The sequence below is a fragment of the Pseudomonas trutticola BRTCR10 genome (genome assembly GCF_056155105.1).
The window spans coordinates 4,159,485-4,178,218 of record NZ_CM149552.1 but is presented as its reverse complement, the minus strand read 5'-3'; the positions used below and the strand labels follow the sequence as shown (position 1 = coordinate 4,178,218).

The 18,734-nt window shown below is 60.3% G+C and carries 13 protein-coding genes; 9 read left to right on the top strand and 4 right to left on the bottom strand.

What is annotated here, in order from left to right; all coding sequences use genetic code 11:
* Nucleotides 1-15: 15 nt before the first annotated feature.
* Both ACVVH8_RS18915 and xthA read right to left on the bottom strand, forming a co-directional pair.
* Nucleotides 16-1,350 (bottom strand): substrate-binding domain-containing protein, encoded by a 1,335-nt coding sequence (locus ACVVH8_RS18915; protein WP_475225570.1) that lies wholly within the window; start codon nucleotides 1,348-1,350, stop codon nucleotides 16-18.
* 267 nt (nucleotides 1,351-1,617) lie between these two features.
* Nucleotides 1,618-2,430: an exodeoxyribonuclease III gene (xthA, locus tag ACVVH8_RS18910; protein ID WP_103305276.1), complete on the bottom strand. Its 813-nt coding sequence runs from the start codon at nucleotides 2,428-2,430 to the stop codon at nucleotides 1,618-1,620.
* 322 nt (nucleotides 2,431-2,752) lie between these two features.
* Between xthA and ACVVH8_RS18905 the strand changes: the two genes are divergently transcribed.
* The 8 genes from ACVVH8_RS18905 to ACVVH8_RS18870 all read left to right on the top strand — a co-directional run bounded on the left by ACVVH8_RS18905 (nucleotide 2,753) and on the right by ACVVH8_RS18870 (nucleotide 15,385).
* The gene (locus ACVVH8_RS18905; protein ID WP_103305277.1) at nucleotides 2,753-3,403 is read left to right on the top strand and encodes a GNAT family N-acetyltransferase; all 651 of its coding nucleotides are present in this window, start codon (nucleotides 2,753-2,755) and stop codon (nucleotides 3,401-3,403) included.
* 65 nt (nucleotides 3,404-3,468) lie between these two features.
* Entirely contained in the window at nucleotides 3,469-5,196 is a 1,728-nt protein-coding gene (locus ACVVH8_RS18900; protein WP_475225568.1) for an autotransporter assembly complex protein TamA, read from the top strand.
* Nucleotides 5,193-8,867 carry a translocation/assembly module TamB domain-containing protein gene (locus tag ACVVH8_RS18895; RefSeq protein WP_475225565.1) on the top strand — a complete coding sequence of 1,225 codons (3,675 nt, stop codon included), beginning with the start codon at nucleotides 5,193-5,195 and terminating at the stop codon, nucleotides 8,865-8,867. Before ACVVH8_RS18900 ends, ACVVH8_RS18895 begins: the two co-directional genes overlap by 4 nt.
* Nucleotides 8,868-8,985: 118 nt before the next feature.
* Nucleotides 8,986-10,311: an HdeD family acid-resistance protein gene (locus ACVVH8_RS18890; protein WP_103305280.1), complete on the top strand. Its 1,326-nt coding sequence runs from the start codon at nucleotides 8,986-8,988 to the stop codon at nucleotides 10,309-10,311.
* Nucleotides 10,312-10,495: 184 nt separating this feature from the next.
* Nucleotides 10,496-10,978 (top strand): MarR family winged helix-turn-helix transcriptional regulator, encoded by a 483-nt coding sequence (locus tag ACVVH8_RS18885; RefSeq protein ID WP_103305281.1) that lies wholly within the window; start codon nucleotides 10,496-10,498, stop codon nucleotides 10,976-10,978.
* Nucleotides 10,968-12,437 (top strand): efflux transporter outer membrane subunit, encoded by a 1,470-nt coding sequence (locus ACVVH8_RS18880; RefSeq protein ID WP_475225563.1) that lies wholly within the window; start codon nucleotides 10,968-10,970, stop codon nucleotides 12,435-12,437. Before ACVVH8_RS18885 ends, ACVVH8_RS18880 begins: the two co-directional genes overlap by 11 nt.
* Nucleotides 12,438-12,452: 15 nt before the next feature.
* Nucleotides 12,453-13,655 carry an HlyD family secretion protein gene (locus ACVVH8_RS18875; protein WP_401300793.1) on the top strand — a complete coding sequence of 401 codons (1,203 nt, stop codon included), beginning with the start codon at nucleotides 12,453-12,455 and terminating at the stop codon, nucleotides 13,653-13,655.
* Nucleotides 13,656-13,855: 200 nt separating this feature from the next.
* Nucleotides 13,856-15,385 carry a DHA2 family efflux MFS transporter permease subunit gene (locus ACVVH8_RS18870; protein ID WP_103305284.1) on the top strand — a complete coding sequence of 510 codons (1,530 nt, stop codon included), beginning with the start codon at nucleotides 13,856-13,858 and terminating at the stop codon, nucleotides 15,383-15,385.
* A 120-nt stretch (nucleotides 15,386-15,505) separates the two neighbouring features.
* Here ACVVH8_RS18870 and lpxH read toward each other — a convergent pair whose 3' ends face one another.
* Together lpxH and ACVVH8_RS18860 are read right to left on the bottom strand one after the other, a co-directional pair.
* Nucleotides 15,506-16,258, bottom strand: a complete 753-nt coding sequence (lpxH, locus tag ACVVH8_RS18865; protein ID WP_103305285.1) for a UDP-2,3-diacylglucosamine diphosphatase — start codon at nucleotides 16,256-16,258, stop codon at nucleotides 15,506-15,508.
* Nucleotides 16,255-16,761 (bottom strand): peptidylprolyl isomerase, encoded by a 507-nt coding sequence (locus ACVVH8_RS18860; protein ID WP_103305286.1) that lies wholly within the window; start codon nucleotides 16,759-16,761, stop codon nucleotides 16,255-16,257. Before ACVVH8_RS18860 ends, lpxH begins: the two co-directional genes overlap by 4 nt.
* A gap of 251 nt (nucleotides 16,762-17,012) precedes the next feature.
* Between ACVVH8_RS18860 and ACVVH8_RS18855 the strand changes: the two genes are divergently transcribed.
* Nucleotides 17,013-18,713, top strand: a complete 1,701-nt coding sequence (locus ACVVH8_RS18855) for a glutamine--tRNA ligase/YqeY domain fusion protein (RefSeq protein WP_475225561.1) — start codon at nucleotides 17,013-17,015, stop codon at nucleotides 18,711-18,713.
* The last annotated feature ends 21 nt before the right edge of the window (nucleotides 18,714-18,734 follow it).

Here is an 18,734-nt window from a genome sequence, read left to right as displayed (position 1 = left end):
ACGATCAGGCGCAAGTCAATACACCCAAACCTCAACCCGCCGATTCTTGATCCGCCCTTCATCCGCATTGTTCGCCGCCACCGGCATCAGCGCCCCAAAGCCGCGGACCTCACGCAACACCACCCCGTTCTTCACCAACTCGCGCCGCACCGCCATCGCCCGCAGCTTCGACAGCAAATCTGCCCGCGCCGGATCGTCCTTGGCATCGCCAAATCCGACCAATGTCACTGCGCGTTCGGTCTTGTCATGGCGCTTTATATAGTCGAGTACCCGTGCCAGATCCTGATGCGCCTTGTTATCCAGGGTCGCGCTGCCTTCTTCAAAACGGAAATTCACTGTCAGACGCTGGGCATGCCGGCTGAGGGATTGATAACCCTCTGGCATCAGCGCATTCGGTGCGACCGTCATGGCCTGCACGGTCTGGCTGATAAAACCGTTGGCCGCGACAATCGCCTGACCCTGAGGACTTTGCGCAAACGTCACCAACGCCTTGGCCCATGGGTTCTTGCTGTCCGGTGGCAGATAGAAGAACAGCCTTCGCGACAGTGGATAGTCTTCGGTGGCGATCAGGCTGTTGAGCGGCAGCATCGATTGCGACGCGCCATCGGCAATCGCCACGGCTTTGGCTTGACGCACGTAGGGCAAACCGATGAAACCAATACCTTGCGGATCGGTGCTGACGGCGTCGGACAATTGCTCGCTGGATTCGAACCTTTTCGCTGAAGTACTCAGACTTTTCCCACGACGACTCAGGACCAGTTCCTTAAACGTGTCGTACGTGCCGGACTGATCATCCCGGGCATATAAATGAATCGGCCCGCCACGCCCGCCGAGGTCTTCCCAGGTCTTCACCTCGCCGCTGAAGATCCGCGCCAGTTGCTCGGTATCCAGTTGCTGCAATGGGTTATCGGGGTGAAGGATGATCGCCAGGCCATCGATGGCGATGACTTGCTCGGCGCTGGGACTTTTCAGATCGCCGAGCGCTTGCAGGCCGAGCAACTCGCTGTCTTTGATCTCGCGGGAAGAGGCGGCCACATCGGCGCTTGCGTTTTTCAACGCGGTGAAACCGGTGCTGGAACCGTGGGCGGTGACGTCGACGACCACGCGTTTGCCGTCGGCAGTCTGCCCAACGACGCGTAGTTCGTTGGCGGTGTCCGGGGTTTCGCGATGGACCTTCAGCAAGCCTTGCTCTTGCAGCAAGCCTTCGACCAGCGCCGGGCCGAGTTCCGCGCCAATCGTGTTGGAGCCCTGAATGCGCAGCGCCGGGCCGTTTTCGGGTATCGGCAGGGCCGCGGCAGAGACCGACAGCCATGCACTGAATAGAAAAACGCACAGAACACGCAGGGTCATGCCGGCACCGAATCAAGCCAAGGGGATTGCCGGGGAGATTAAGTCAGGCGTATGACCAAAACGTGACAGCCATTCAATGTAGAGGAGCCTTTGTGGCGAGGGGATTTATCCCCGATGGTTGGCGAAGCCGACCCAAAACTTGTGAATGCGGTTTAACAGGAAAAATTTTGGGGGCGCTTCGCACCCCATCGGGGATAAATCCCCTCGCCACAGGTCAGCCGACCACAGAACCTCATTGTCAAATGTGATTCTGTGGTGGCTTCAATGTCAGGCCAGTTCAAGCCAGATCGGCGCATGGTCCGAAGGCTTTTCCATGCCGCGCAGTTCATAATCCACGCCCGCCGCTTTCACCCGTGGCAACAAACCGTGCGACGCCAGAATCACATCGATGCGCAGTCCACGCTTGGGCTCATCTTCAAAGCCACGGCTGCGGTAGTCGAACCAACTGAACATGTCAGTCACGTCCGGGTTCAGGTGACGATAGCTGTCGGTCAGGCCCCAATTTTTCAGGCGGGCCATCCACTCGCGCTCTTCCGGCAGGAAGCTGCATTTGCCGGTTTTCAGCCAGCGCTTCATGTTGTCCGGGCCGATGCCGATGTCGCAGTCTTCCGGAGAAATGTTCACATCGCCCATCACCACCAGTGGCTGTTCGTTGTGGAACTGGCTTTCCAGCAGCGCTTGCAGGTCGCTGTAGAAACGCTGTTTGGCGGGGAATTTGGTCGGGTGGTCGCGGCTTTCGCCCTGTGGGAAATAGCCGTTCATGATTGTCACCGGCACACCATTGGCGTCGGCAAAAGTGCCCCAGATGAAGCGGCGCTGGGCGTCTTCTTCGTCAGTGGCGAAACCTTTGTGGATCGCGATCGGTTCCTGGCGCGAGAGCAGGGCAACGCCGTAATGACCTTTCTGACCGTGGAAATACACGTGGTAGCCGAGGGCGCGGACTTCTTCCAGCGGGAACTGATCGTCGTGGACTTTGGTTTCTTGCAGGCCGATCACGTCTGGCTGGTGTTTTTCGATCAGCGCTGCCAGCTGATGCGGACGGGCGCGCAGTCCGTTGATGTTGAAGGAAACGATCTTCATGGTCGGCAGTCCTGGCAAAAGGGCGATGCTAGCTGACATGGGGGATGGGGGCCAGTGTGGGAGAAATCATTTTGGCCTGTGGGATGTGTGGTGCCGGAAATGGCCCCATCGCTGGCAAGCCAGCTCCCACAAGTTTCTCGGGTGTACAGGAATGTTGTGTACGACGCGGACCATGTGGGAGCTGGCTTGCCAGCGATAGGGCCAGTCCAGTCGATGAAGATCCATGGTTGGTCTATACCTGTGGGGAACTGTGCCAACGCCAAAGGGTTCGTACCAACAAGAGCGCAGCCAATTGAGCCGTGCCCCGGGGAGAATCATCGTCATGCCTGAAACCCAGACCGCCATCGCCGACATCCATATGCTTGATCGCGGCTACTCCCGCGAAGCCCGATCCTTGCTATATCAGGCTTATCGCCACGAGCCGACCTTCGGTTACCTGTTCGAGGCCGAGCGTCCCGGCTATGAGCAGCGTGTGCGGGCGACAGTGCGCGAGTTGGTGAAACAACATTTCCTTCAGGATTTGCCGGCCATCGGCCTGCTGGTCAACGACCGCTTGATCGGCATCGCCCTGATCGCACCGCCGCAACGTCGGCTGGGCATCACCGAAAGTTGGGCGTGGCGCTTGCGCATGGTGCTCAGCACCGGTTTTCGCTGCACCCGGCGCTATCTGGAATATCACGATGCCGTGGCCGCGTGTGTGCCCAGCGATTCGGTGCACATGCTGCCGCTGCTTGGTGTACACCCGCAGTTCCAGGGCAAACACTTCGGCGAGCAACTGCTGACCGCCGTGCACAACTGGTGCGCGGTGGATGAAACCTCACAAGGCGTGGTGCTCGACACCGGTAACCCGCGTTACCTGGAATTTTATAAACGTCAGGGTTACGAGGAGATTGGCGAAGTTGCCGTCGGCCCAGTGCGAGAACACGTATTTTTTCACGCCAATCCACAAGTGTTACAAACTGCAACGGCTTAGAGGTCGAACTTTACCGGCACCCCAGGCTCTATCACGCTCCCAAGCTCGTGATAGCATCCGCGCCTATGAAGTTTCCAGGAAGATTTACCAGTGGCGTGCTCATGCTGTTAACCAGCTGTGCGGCACTGGCGCAAAGTGAATTGGATGTGCGGATCAAACCGTCCAACGATGAACTCAAGGCCAATATAGAAGGCTATATCGGCAGCCTCGGCGATCGCGACGAAGAAGCCTTGCTGCGCTTCAGTCGCGGCGCCGAAGAGCAGGCGCGCAAGGCGGCTCAGGCGTTGGGCTACTATCAGCCGCAGATCGAAAGCGACGTCAAGGGCGGGGACAAACCGCGTCTAGTCCTGAAAATCGATCCCGGCGAACCGATTCGCCTGCGCAACGTCACCATTCGCGTCGACGGCCCGGCTGCTTCCCTCAAATCCTTTCGTGTGCCGAACAGCGACGTGCTCAAATCCGGCGCGGTGCTCAACCATGGTCGCTACGAGGACGCCAAACGCCTGATCCAGAATCAGGCTTCGCGCTTCGGTTATTTCAGCGGCCACTTCACCAGTCAAAAACTTTTGGTCGACCCACGTGCCGGCGTCGCCGATGTCGAATTGATCTACGAAAGCGGCCCGCGCTATGCGCTGGGTAAAGTCAAATTCGAGGGTGACACGCCGTTCGACGAAGACCTGCTGCAACGCATGGTGCCGTTCAAGGAAGGCGAGCCCTACGACTCCGAGCTGATCGCCGAACTCAATCGCGACCTGCAATCGAGCGGCTATTTTGAAGGCATACGCGTCGATGCCGCACCGACCGCGGCGAAAAACGACGTGATCCCGGTGGACGTCAAACTCGACACGCGCAAGCCGCGCACCATGGGCCTGGGCCTCGGGTATTCCACCGACGTCGGGCCGCGGGTCAAAGCCAACTGGACACGCCACTGGGTCAACCCGCAAGGCGACAGTTATGGCTGGGAAGCGGAAATCTCTGCGCCACGGCAAAACGTCGGGCTGTTCTATGACATTCCGCTCGACCCGCCACTGACTGACAAATTGCGTTGGGCCGGCGGCTATCAATTTGAAGATATCGACGGCTCCGACACGGTGAGCAAACTGCTGACCTTCGGCCCGGAATGGCACAGCAAGTTGCCCAGCGGCTGGCAGCGCGTGATCTCGCTGAAATGGCAGCGCGAAGAATATGAACTCGGCGACGACTCCGGCCTGAGTACTTTGCTGATGCCCGGCATCAGCTATTCCTACCTGAAAAGCGACAACCGCATCGACCCGCACAACGGCTATCGCCTGACTTTTGAAAGCAAAGTGGCGAAGGAGGGCGTCGGTTCCGACAACAACCTGCTGTATGGCACCGCGCTGGTTAAAGGCCTGACCACGGTATTCGACAAACACCGTTTCCTCGGCCGTGTGCAGGTCGGCGGCAGCGCCACCAACGGTTACAACTCGGTGCCGCCGTCGCTGCGCTTCTTCGCCGGTGGCGATCAGAGCGTGCGTGGTTACGACTACCAGAGCCTGTCGCCGAAAAACTCCGACGGCGACCGCATCGGTGGCCGCTACATGGTTGCCGGCAGCGTCGAGTATCAATACTCGGTTGCCGAGAAATGGCGTGTCGCGACCTTTGTCGACCAGGGCAACTCATTCAACAAACTCGAACTGCCGAACCTCAAGACCGGGGTCGGTATTGGTGTGCGCTGGGTCTCGCCGGTAGGGCCGATCCGCCTCGACCTGGCCCATGCGCTGGACGACGATGGCGGCATCCGGCTGCACTTTTCCATGGGGCCTGAGCTGTGAAGCGTGGTTTGAAAATTGCGGCACTGGCGCTGTTGATGCTGGTGCTTTTTGTTGTCTTGAGCATCGCCACCGTGCTCGGCACCCAGGCAGGCAGCCGTTGGGTGTTGGGTCTGGTGCCGGGCTTGAGCGTGGAGAATTTCCAGGGCCGGCTCGCTGGGCAGTGGAGCGCCGATCATCTGTTGTGGCAGCAGGACAGCAGCCGCGTCGAATTGAACAAGGCGATTTTCGCCTGGTCACCGCTGTGCCTGACCCGCATGACACTGTGCATCGAACAGCTCAAGGCTGATCAGGTCATCCTGCAATTCCCGCCGAGTGAAGAAAGCACTGAAAGCGGTCCGATCAAACTGCCGGATCTGCAACTGCCCGTAGCGATCGAACTCGGCGACGTGCAGGTGGGCAGCTTGCTGTTCAACGGCAGCGAGCAGCTCAAGGGCCTGCAACTGGCGGCGCACTGGACGGCCCAGGGCATGCAGATCGACAGCGTGAAATTGCAGCGCGACGAGCTCAGCCTGAACCTGTCCGGAACACTCACGCCGACCGGCAACTGGCCGCTGAGCATCGCCGGGGATCTGACCCTGCCGTCTCCCGGCACCGGTCCCTGGACGCTGGCGTTGAAAATCGACGGCGATCTATTGAAAACCCTCAACTTGCACGCCGACAGCCATGGCTACCTCGACGGTCAACTGACTGGCGAGCTGCAACCGCTGGCGGAAAACCTCCCGGCCAAGGTGCGCATCACCAGCGAGGCCTTCAAACCGAGCGTCGATCTTCCCGACACCCTGCAACTCAATCAATTGCTGCTGACCGGCGAAGGCGATCTGAACAACGGTTACCAGCTCAACGGCACCGCCACGCTGCCGGCGGATAAAGGCCCGGTGGCGCTGCTGCTCACCGGCAAAGTCGACGCCAGCGGCGCGCAGATCGCCGGCCTCGATTTGACAGCCAACGACAAGCAAAGCCTCAAACTCACCGGCAGCGTCGATTGGAGCAAAGGCCTCACGGCGCAAGCCAACATCAATTGGCAGGACTTCCCGTGGCATCGGCTCTATAACGAAATCGACGAGCCGCAGGTTGCCTTGCGTACCTTCACTGGCGAAGTCTCCTACACCGATGGTCAATACATCGGTAACTTCGCCGCCGCCCTCGACGGCCCGGCGGGGGCATTCAGTCTGAGCAGTCCGTTCAGTGGCAACCTCAAACAGATCGCTTTTCCGCAACTGCAAATGCAAGCCGGGCAGGGCAAGGCTGAAGGCCACGTCAATGTGCAGTTCGCCGACGGCATCGCCTGGGACACCGCGTTGGACTTGTCGGCGCTCAACCCGGCGTACTGGGTCGCCGAGCTGCCGGGCACTTTAGCCGGCCCGCTGAAAAGCCAGGGCGAAATGAAAAACGAACGCCTGAGCCTGACCGCCGATCTCGACCTGAAGGGCAAACTGCGCGGCCAACCGGCGATTCTGCAAGCCAAGGCTGATGGTGCTGGCGAACAGTGGAACCTCAATGCCCTGCAAATCCGCCTCGGCGACAACAGCATCAATGGCAAAGGCAGCTTGCAACAGAAACTCACCGGGCAGATCGACATCAAGCTGGCGCGTCTGGCCCAGCTGTGGCCAGAACTGCGCGGGCAGATCAACGGTCAGGTCAACGTCGCCGGTACGCTGAAGGCGCCGCAAGGCAAACTCGGTCTGCAAGGTTCGCAACTGGCGTTTCAGGACAATCGCCTGCAAAGCCTCAACCTCGACGCCACGCTCGACAGTGCGCAACGAGCCAAGATCGATCTGAAGGGCAGCGGGATTCAGGCCGGCGATACCAATCTGGGCGTGTTGACCGCCAGCGCTCAGGGCGACATCAAGAACCAGAAACTCAGTCTCGACCTGCTCGGGCCGAAGCTCAAACTGGCTCTGGGTCTGGACGGCAATCTGGACAAGGGCAACTGGCGCGGGCGCTTGGCCAGCGGTGATATTCAGGCCGGCGGTCAGGACTGGAAGCTGCAAAACCCGGCGAAACTCGAACGTCTGGCTGACGGCAAAATCAACTTCGGCGCCCATTGCTGGATGTCCGGCAGCGCCAGCCTGTGTGGTGAGGATCAACGGCTGATGCCCGATCCGAAACTGCGTTACCACCTCAAGCAATTCCCGATCGAAAGCCTGGCGCAATGGCTGCCCAAGGATTTCGCCTGGCAGGGCAAGCTTAACGCTGACCTGCAACTGGATCTGCCGGCCAGCGGCCCCAACGGTGTGATCAGCATCGACGCCAGCGGCGGCACCTTGCGCATGAAGGAAAAGGATCAGTGGCTGGATTTCCCTTACCAGACCCTGAAACTCACCAGCAAACTGACGCCCAAGCGTGTCGATACCGAACTGAATTTCGTCGGCGGCAAACTCGGTGAACTGATGGTGCAGGCGCAGCTCAATCCGCTGCCGAAAAACAAACCGCTAAGCGGCTCGTTCCGTCTCACCGGGCTCGACCTGTCGGTGGCGCGGCCGTTTGTGCCGATGGTCGAAAAGCTCACTGGACGCCTCAACGGTAGCGGCACGATTTCTGGCGGGCTGCTGGCGCCGTTGGTCAACGGCACCGTGCAACTCAGCGATGGCGAGGTATCGGGCGCCGAATTGCCGACGGAGCTGCAGGACCTGCAACTCAAAGCGGTGATTGCCGGTGAGTCGGTGCGTCTGGACGGCGGCTGGAAGAGCGGCAAGACCGGGCAGGGCAGCCTCAGCGGTAACGTCGCCTGGGGCCAGGCGCTGATGGTCGATCTGGCGCTCAAAGGCACGCAACTGCCGGTCACCGTCGAGCCTTACGCCAAGCTGGAAGTGGCGCCGGATCTGAAAATCTCCATGGCCGGCGACGAGCTGAAGATCGCCGGCAAAGTGCTGGTGCCCAAAGGTGAAATCACCGTGCGTGAATTGCCGCCCTCGACGGTGAAAGTCTCCGACGACACGATCATCGTCGGTGCGCAGACCGAAGAGGGCAAGCCGCCGATGGCCATGAAAATGGACATCGATGTGGTGGTCGGCGAGGACCGACTCAGCTTCGCCGGGTTCGGCCTGACCGCCAACCTGCAAGGGCATGTGCACATCGGCGACAACATGGACACCCGTGGCGAGCTGTGGCTCAACGACGGCAAATACCGCGCCTACGGCCAACGCCTGACGGTGCGGCGTGCGCGCCTGCTGTTTGCCGGGCCCATCGATCAACCGTATCTGGACATCGAAGCGATCCGCCAGACCGACGACGTCATCGCCGGTATTCGCCTCAGTGGCAGCGCCGAGCAACCGACCACGCAGATCTTCTCCGAGCCGGCGATGAGCCAGGAGCAGGCGTTGTCCTATCTGGTCTTGGGCCGCCCTCTGAGCACCAACGGCGAAGACAACAACATGCTCGCGCAAGCGGCGTTGGGTCTGGGTTTGATGGGCAGTTCCGGGGTGACCAGCAGCCTGGCCAAAGATCTGGGGATTCAGGACTTCCAGCTCGACACCCAGGGCAGCGGCAACACCACCAGCGTAGTCGCCAGCGGCAACATCTCCGAGAAACTCAGTTTGCGTTATGGCGTCGGCGTGTTTGAGCCGGCCAACACCATCGCGCTGCGTTACAAACTGAGCAAGAAGGTTTATGTCGAGGCGGCCAGTGGCGTCGCCAGCTCGCTGGATATCTTCTACAAGCGCGATTTCTAGGTCGCGCTCCCCATCGCCGGATCGCACCGCAGCGATCCGGCATTGCCCGAATGTATTAGACTCAGCGCAGCTCGAAAGCTGCGCGGTTTGCGGCTGCCCGAAGAAAACAGGGAAGCCTATGGTTCGCTTGAGTATGGTTTTGCTCGGTAACGATTTTGTCCGCAAGCGTTGGTCGGCGCTGGCGCTGACGGGCATCGTCTGGGGGGCGGCCGGCGTGGCCATCTTCATCGATGCGCTGGACGGCGTGCTGTATTTTCCGCTGCATGTGTTCGGCTATCTGTTGTTGCTCGAAGCTCTGATCATTCTGCTGGTGCCGGCACCGCAAACCGGCACCGCCACTGCTACTGCTCTGCGCAAAGTGCGAGGTCTGGCTTTCCTGATACTTGGACTGCTGATCGTCGACAGGCAACATGCTGCCAGCCTGATTCTGGCAGTGCTGTGTGGTGTGGCGTTTCTACTCGATGGCGGCTTTCGGCTGGCGGCGGCGGTAGTGGTGCGCTTTGTCGGTTGGCAAGTGTCATTGCTCACGGGGTTGTTCGAAATCGGCTTTGGCCTGTTCATCCTCGAACCGTACCCGACGCTTTATAAGGGCACTGTGCCGTTCTGCATTGGCATGAGCCTCTTTCTCTCGGGCGGCGCTTTGCTGCGGCAGTCTTTGCGCTTCAAAAACTGGCAGTCGCCGTTAAGCCCTTTCTCGGTCAGCGCGCCGGCACCCAGCACCGCGCTGGTGATCCACGTCTGGACACCGAGTGGCACGGTTGACGACACCTTGGTACGCAACCGCCTGCTCAACCGCTATATCGCGGCGGTCGACATCAACGGCGTGATCTCTGCCGGCCACGCGGCACTGGCATGTGGCCCGGACATCTACATCAGCCATTACCCGCTGGACGACATTGATCGATCGGCGGGGGATTTCGTCCGGTTGTTGCGGGCGACGCCGAACAATGATGTGGCCGGCAGGTTTCTGCCTGACTATGCCGGCGAGGTGGCGGACTGGTGTCCGTCATCGGTGCAGGTCAGTTTTGCCCATTACGATGCCCGGCGGCTGGCGGCGTTCTGGGCGGATTATCGGCAGAACACCACGTATAACCTCACTAGCCGCAATTGTTCCAGTGCCGTCGCCCATAGCCTCGAAGCGGCCCTTGAGGGGGCGATGAATCGGGGCCAGTCGAGCATGCTTGATTTCGCCCGGATCATTACCAGCCCCGAGTTCTGGGTGGCGGCGCAAGTGCGCAAACGCGCCGAGGCGATGGCCTGGACGCCGGGGCTGGTGCTTGATTATGCGCGGGCATTGCATGCGGCCATCGAGCCGGCGCCACCGGGCTGGCATGGCCTTTACGCGGGGGCGAAGCGCGCCTGCGGGTATGTCGCCACGGCCCTGCGTGGGCGTGAGGTGCATCCGGTGCAGCCGCCACCTGCGAACCCTTCTGACAAGTCCTGACCGGCATTCCACCGAGTCGCCTCAATCGCTGGCTTGCCAGCGATGACGTCCGCCTGTGCAACACAAAACCCCAGTCCACTGGTCAACTAATTACCAAGCCTCCTAACTATTCCATTGACATTCGCTGCCTAGGCAGTAACATCTCGACATACATTCACTGCCTAGGCAGTTATTAGGTGAGCAAATGAAGCATTTCACCCCGGACGAATTCAAACACTGCCACCTCGGCCTGTTGCTTGGCCGTGCTGCGCTGCTCAAAGACAAGATCATCGACACCCACATGGAACCCCACGGCATCACCGCCGCGCAGTTCAAGGTGTTGATCATCATGGCCCAATTCGGCGTCGACACTCCGGCCGAGCTGTGCCGGCACCTGTCGCTGGACAGCGGTTCGATGACGCGCATGCTCGATCGTCTGGAGCAGAAAGGCTTTCTGGCTCGCCAACGCAGCGAAGGCGATCGCCGTCAGGTGCAGCTCAAGCTCACCGAACAGGGCCAGCAACTGGCCGATCGCCTGCCGCACATTGGTGCCGACGCCATGAATGAACTGGCCGGCGCCGTGACCCCGGACGAGTTGAAAACCCTGGAATACATTCTCAAGAAAATCCTGCTGGCAGCCGGTGACCCGATCACTATCCAGCGGTTAGGTGAACACAATGAGCGGTAAAACCTTGCGCAGCAGCCTGACGCTGGTGCTGTCGGCGATGATCCTCGCCGGTTGCGCCAACTACAGCGGCCTCGATACCCACGGCCAGAACCTTGATGCGAAAAGCCTGAAAGTCGGCCAGTCGCTGAACGGCGTGACCCTGTCGCCGGCCGCCTGGCCAAAAAGCGACTGGTGGACCAGCCTCGGCGATCCGCAACTCGACGGTCTGATCCGCGATGCCCTGCACGACAGCCCGGACATGCAGATCGCCGCAGCCCGCGCTCATCAGGCCAGCGCCGCCGCGTATGCCGCCGATGCCGAGCGCTATCCGACCCTAGACGCCAGCGCCGGCATCAGCCGTTCGCGCCTGGCCAAGGATCAGGACCCGCGAGGGCAGGGCGATGCCTACGCCACCGTGCGTAATGTCAGCGCCGGTTTCAACTACAACTTTGACCTGTGGGGTGGCCAGCGCGATGCGTGGGAAGCTGCACTCGGTCAGGCCCGCGCTGCTGAAGTCGACCGTCAGGCCGCGCAGTTGACGCTGGCTGCCGACGTCGCCCGTGCCTACAGCGATCTCGGTCAGGCGCACATCGTTTATGACCTGGCCAACGACGACCTCAAGCGCACCAGACAAATGCTCGACCTGAGCCAGCGTCGCCTGAGTTCGGGGATCGACAGTCAGTACCAGTTCCAGCAAACCCAGAGTCTGGAAGCCAGCTCCGAAGCCAGCCTGATCGACGCCGAAAAGCGCCTGAACAGCGCGAAGATCGCCTTGGCCGTGTTGCTCGGCAAAGGCCCGGATCGCGGCAACGAAATTGCCCGGCCGAAAGTCCTGCAAGCCAGCGCTGTCGCGGTGCCGTCGGTCTTGCCGGCAGAACTGCTCGGTCGTCGCCCGGATCTGGTTGCTGCCCGCTGGCGCGTCGAAGCGGCGAGCAAAGACATCGATTCGGCCAAGACTCAGTTCTATCCCAACTTGAACCTCACGGCCTCGGCCGGTGCCGAATCTTTGTTGGGTGACGCGATGTTCGGTTCGGCCAGTCGCTTCTTCAACATTGCCCCGACCATTTCGGTGCCGATCTTCGACGGCGGGCGCCTGCGCGCCAACCTCGATGCGCGCGACGCCGATTACGATCTGGCGGTGGCGCAGTACAACAAAAGTCTGGTGAAAGCACTGGGCGATGTCAGCGACACGATCAATCAGTTGCGTGACATCGGCCGGCAGATCGGTGCGCAGCAACACGCCACCGAGATTGCTCAGGACTCTTACAACACCGTCGTCCAGCGTTACGGTTCCGGCATCGGCAACTACCTGGACGTGCTCAGCATCGAGCAGCAATTGCTGCAGGCCCAGCGTCAATTGGCCAACCTCAATGCCGAGCAGATCGACCTGTCGATTCAACTGATGCAAGCGCTGGGCGGCGGCTTCCAGGGAGAAACCCTGACCGCAGCCAACGCCAACCCAGCCACGCCGCACAACTAATTCAAGGTATTTGTCATGGCCACTGCCGAAAACACTCAAGCTCAAGACAACACCCCCGACACCGGCAATCCGCGCAAACGCAAAGTCATGCTGGTGGTGCTGGCCGTTGTCGTCCTTCTCTCCTGCGCTGGCGTCTGGGCCTATCACGAGTTCATCGGGCGCTTTAACGAAAGCACCGACGACGCCTACGTCAACGGCAACGTCGTGGAAATCACTCCGTTGGTGACCGGTACCGTGGTCAGCATTGGTGCTGACGATGGTGATCTGGTTCACGAAGGTCAGGTGCTGATCAACTTCGACCCGAATGACGCCGAAGTCGGCCTGCAAAGCGCGCAGGCGAAATTGGCGCGCACCGTGCGTCAGGTGCGCGGTCTGTATAGCAACGTCGACGGCATGAAAGCCCAGGTCAACGCGCAACAGGCCGAAGTGCAGAAAGCCCAGGACAACTACAACCGCCGGAAAAACCTGGCGCAGGGCGGGGCGATTTCCCAGGAAGAACTGTCCCACGCCCGCGACGACCTGACCTCGGCGCAAAACGCCCTGGCCAACGCCAAGCAGCAACTGAAAACCACCAGCGCATTGGTTGATGACACCGTGGTGTCGTCGCACCCGGACGTGATGTCGGCCGCCGCCGATTTGCGTCAGGCTTACCTGACCAACGCGCGCAGCACCTTGATCGCGCCGGTCACCGGTTACGTGGCCAAACGTACCGTGCAGCTCGGTCAGCGCGTACAGCCGGGCACCGCGCTGATGGCGGTGATTCCGCTGGATCAGTTGTGGATCGACGCCAACTTCAAGGAAACCCAACTGCGTGACATGCGCATCGGTCAGCCGGTCGACATCGAGTCCGACATCTACGGCAGCGACGTGAAATACAGCGGCACCGTCGACAGCCTCGGTGCCGGTACTGGCAGCGCGTTTGCCTTGCTGCCGGCGCAGAACGCCACCGGTAACTGGATCAAGATTGTTCAGCGTGTGCCAGTGCGCATTCACATCAACGCCGAAGAGTTGGCCAAGCATCCGCTGCGCGTCGGCCTGTCGACCAACGTTGAAGTGAACCTGCATGACCAGAGCGGCCCGGTCCTGGCTCAGCAGCCACCGCAAAAAGCTTCGTTCAGCACCAACGTCTACGACCGCCAGTTGGCCGAAGCCGACGCGATGATTGCCCAACTGATCCACGACAACAGCGCTGCGGTCAGCAAAACCGCGCAACGCTGAATTTATCCCCTGTGGGAGTGAGCCTTGTGGTGAGGGGATTTATCCCCGATGGACTGCGCAGCAGGCCCGGCTTTTTCCATCAAAAGAGGGGCCGCTTCGCGACCCATCGGGGATAAATCCCCTCACCACAGGATTCACTCCTACAAGTGCTGCTGTGTCTTTAACAGACGCGGCGCCAACCCTGCTTCATAGGATTCACAATGAGCAATAACGCCTCTTTCACGCCGCCCAGCCTGTTGCTCAGCACCATCGGCCTGTCGCTGGCGACCTTCATGCAAGTGCTCGACACCACCATCGCCAACGTGGCGCTGCCGACGATATCCGGCAACCTTGGGGTGAGTTCGGAGCAGGGCACCTGGGTCATTACGTCATTTGCCGTGAGCAACGCGATTGCGCTGCCGTTGACCGGTTGGCTCAGCCGCCGTTTCGGTGAGGTGAAGCTGTTTCTCTGGGCGACCATGCTGTTCGTACTGGCCTCGTTCCTCTGTGGTATTTCCACCTCGATGCCTGAGCTGATCGGCTTCCGTGTCCTGCAAGGTCTGGTGGCCGGGCCGCTGTACCCGATGACGCAAACCCTGTTGATCGCCGTGTATCCTCCCGCGAGGCGCGGCATGGCGTTGGCGTTACTGGCGATGGTCACGGTGGTCGCGCCGATTGCGGGGCCGATTCTCGGTGGCTGGATTACCGACAGCTACAGCTGGCCGTGGATCTTCTTCATCAACGTGCCGATCGGCATCTTCGCGGTGATGGTGGTGCGTTCGCAACTGGCCAAACGGCCGGTGGAAACCAGCCGTCAGCCGATGGATTACGTTGGCCTGATCTCCCTGATCATCGGCGTCGGCGCTTTGCAAGTGATCCTCGACAAGGGCAATGACCTGGACTGGTTCGAGTCGAACTTCATCATCATCGGCGCGGCGATTTCGGTGATCGCGCTGGCGGTGTTCATCATCTGGGAAATGACCGATCAGCACCCGGTGGTGAATCTGCGCCTGTTCGCCCATCGCAACTTCCGCATCGGCACGCTGGTGTTGGTGTTGGGTTACGCCGGGTTCTTCGGCATCAACCTGATCCTGCCGCAGTGGTTGCAAACGCAGATGGGCTACACCGCGACCTGGGCGGGGCTGGCGGTGGCGCCAATCGGTATCTTGCCGGTGCTGCTGTCGCCGTTTGTCGGCAAGTACGCGAACAAGTTCGACCTGCGTTTGCTGGCCGGTCTGGCGTTTCTGGCGATTGGCTTGAGCTGCTTCATGCGCGCCGGGTTCACTAATGAAGTGGACTTCCAGCACATCGCTTTGGTGCAGCTGTTCATGGGCATTGGCGTGGCGCTGTTCTTCATGCCGACCCTGAGCATCCTGATGTCGGACTTGCCGCCAAGCCAGATCGCTGACGGTGCCGGGCTTGCGACTTTTCTGCGAACGCTGGGCGGTAGCTTTGCGGCATCGCTGACCACGTGGATCTGGATTCGTCGGGCTGATCAGCATCATGCGTACATGAGTGAAAGCATCAGCACCTATGAGCCGGCGACCCGCGAGACCTTGAACCATTTAGGCGGCGCGAGCCAATCGGCTTACGCGCAGATGGATCAGATTTTGACCAGCCAGGCGTACATGCTCTCCACCGTGGATTACTTCACGTTGCTGGGTTGGGGGTTTATGGGGTTGATTCTGATTGTGTGGCTGGCGAAACCGCCGTTTGCGGCGAAGGCCGGTCCGGCCGCTTCTGGACATTAAGGCAATACATAACCTGTGGGAGCGGGCTTGCCCGCGATGGCGGATTTTCAGTCAACAGAGGTGTTGAATGTGATGGCCTCATCGCGGGCAAGCCCGCTCCCACAGGGATAGTAGTGATCTTTAGAGGGCGGGGGCGGGCAGGGCTGGCGGCGGGGCGAAGTCGAACGGCGCCAAGGCATACCCGCTCTCATCGACCTGCAACGCCCAACCCTGACGATCCCAGTCCCCCAGCACAATCCGTTTCGCCGCCTGCTCACCGAGCTGCAACTTGTGGATCGCCGGGCGATGGGTGTGCCCGTGGATCAAGGTTTTCACGCCGAACTCCTGCATGATCCGCGGGATTTCCTCAGGCGTGACATCAACAATGTCATTGGCCTTCATCCGCGTCTGCGCCCGGCTTTCGCTACGCAGTTTGCGCGCCAGTTTGTGCCGGGTGCTCAGCGGCAGGTGCCGCAGGATAAACAGGGTGATCGGGTTGCGCAGATAGCGCCGCAGCTTCATATAGCCAACGTCGCGAGTGCACAGGCTGTCGCCGTGCATCAACAGCACTGGCTCGCCGTAAAACTGCACGACACTCGGGTCCTTCAACAGTGTGCAGCCGGCCTGTTTACAAAAGGCCTTGCCGAGCATGAAGTCGCGATTACCGTGCATCAGAAAGATCGCCGTGCCGCTGTCGCTCAATTGGCGCAGGGCCTGGCAGATGGAACGCTGAAAGGGCGTCATGGCATCGTCGCCAATCCACGCCTCGAAAAAGTCGCCCAGAATGTACAACGCACTCGCCGAGCGGGCGCGTCCGGCGAGCAAATCCAGAAACGCCCGGGTAATGTCCGGGCGCTCCTCTTCCAGATGCAAGTCTGAAATCAGCAATATCACGCTTCGATGATCTCGGCTTTCTCGATGATCACGTCGTCTGCTGGTACGTCCTGGTGGCCTGCTTTGGACGTGGTGGAAACGCCTTCGATCTTGTCGACAACGTCAGTGCCTGCAACCACTTTGCCGAATACGGCATAACCCCAACCCTGAGCGGTTTTGGCGGTGTGGTTGAGGAAGCTGTTGTCGGTGGCGTTGATGAAGAACTGCGCCGATGCCGAATGCGGCTCCATGGTGCGAGCCATGGCCAGGGTGTACTTCTCGTTCTTCAGACCGTTGTCAGCTTCGTTCTGAATGCTTGGGCTCTTGTCTTTCTTTTCCTTCATGCCAGGCTCGAAACCGCCGCCCTGGATCATGAAACCCTTGATCACACGGTGGAACACAACGTTCTCGTAGTGACCCTTTTTGACGTACTCGATGAAGTTGGCCACGGTGATCGGGGCTTTCTCGGCGTTCAGTTCGATGACGATGTCACCGAAGTTGGTGGTCAGTTTGACTTGAGTCATGGTCATTACTCTTTATAAGGAATTCGTGGTTTTGGAGCGCCAGGCCCCGCAACCGGTTCAGCCTGCATCGGCCAAGGTGCGCAGTTTAGCGTGACAGGCGCGAATTTCGAGGCTGTTTTTCAAATCCCGGCGATTAAATGCGCTCCTTTATAGGCCGTGCTCTGTCAGCCCCTTGACAGCATCGGCTATGATAGCGGCTTTGTTTTGTCTGGCCCCCCTTTGCGGCCGCGCACATGTAAGTCAAGGATCCTATGAGCAAGCCCACTGTCGACCCTACCTCGAATGCCAAGTCCGGCCCTGCCGTGCCGGTCAATTTCCTGCGGCCGATCATCCAGGCAGACCTGGACTCGGGCAAGCACACCCAGATCGTCACCCGTTTCCCGCCTGAGCCAAACGGCTATCTGCACATCGGCCACGCCAAGTCGATCTGCGTGAACTTCGGCCTGGCCCAGGAGTTCGGCGGCGTCACGCACCTGCGTTTCGACGACACCAACCCGGCCAAGGAAGACCAGGAATACATCGACGCGATCGAAAGCGACGTCAAATGGCTGGGCTTCGAATGGTCCGGCGAAGTGCGCTACGCCTCGCAGTATTTCGACCAGTTGCACGACTGGGCGGTGGAGTTGATCAAGGCTGGCAAGGCCTACGTCGACGACCTGACTCCGGAGCAGGCCAAGGAATACCGTGGCAGCCTGACCGAGCCGGGCAAGAACAGCCCGTTCCGCGACCGTTCGGTGGAAGAGAACCTCGACTGGTTCGCCCGCATGCGCGCCGGTGAGTTCCCGGACGGCGCCCGCGTGCTGCGCGCGAAGATCGACATGGCCTCGCCGAACATGAACCTGCGCGACCCGATCATGTACCGCATTCGCCACGCCCATCACCACCAGACCGATGACAAGTGGTGCATCTACCCGAACTACGACTTCACCCACGGTCAGTCGGACGCCATCGAAGGCATCACCCATTCGATCTGCACCCTGGAGTTCGAAAGCCATCGTCCGCTGTACGAGTGGTTCCTCGACGCACTGCCAGTGCCGGCGCACCCGCGTCAGTATGAGTTCAGCCGTCTGAACCTCAACTACACCATCACCAGCAAGCGCAAGCTCAAACAGCTTGTGGACGAGAAACACGTCAATGGCTGGGACGACCCGCGCATGTCGACGCTGTCGGGCTTCCGCCGCCGTGGCTACACGCCGGCGTCGATCCGCAACTTCTGCGACATGATCGGCACCAACCGTTCCGACGGCGTGGTCGACTTCGGCATGCTCGAGTTCAGCATCCGTCAGGACCTGGACGCGAACGCCCCGCGCGCCATGTGCGTGCTGCGTCCGTTGAAAGTCGTGATCACCAACTACCCGGAAGATAAGGTCGACAACCTCGAACTGCCACGTCATCCGCAGAAAGAAGAACTCGGCGTGCGCAAGCTGCCGTTCGCCCGTGAAATCTACATCGACCGCGATGACTTCATGGAAGAGCCGCCAAAGGGCTACAAGCGTCTGGAGCCGAATGGCGAAGTGCGTCTGCGCGGCAGCTACGTGATCCGTGCCGACGAAGCGATCAAGGACACCGACGGCAACATCGTCGAACTGCGTTGCTCGTACGACCCGGACACCCTCGGCAAGAACCCTGAAGGCCGCAAGGTCAAAGGCGTGATCCACTGGGTGCCGGCCGCCGCCAGCGTCGAGTGCGAAGTGCGCCTGTACGATCGCCTGTTCCGTTCTCCGAACCCGGAGAAGGCCGAAGACAGCGCCAGTTTCCTCGACAACATCAACCCTGACTCACTGCAAGTGCTGACCGGTTGTCGTGCAGAACCCTCGCTGGGCAATGCACAGCCGGAAGACCGTTTCCAGTTCGAGCGCGAAGGCTACTTCGTTGCGGATATCAAGGACTCGAAACCAGGTCAGCCGGTATTCAACCGTACCGTGACCCTGCGTGATTCGTGGGGCCAGTGATTCAGCGTCAAGGAAATTAAA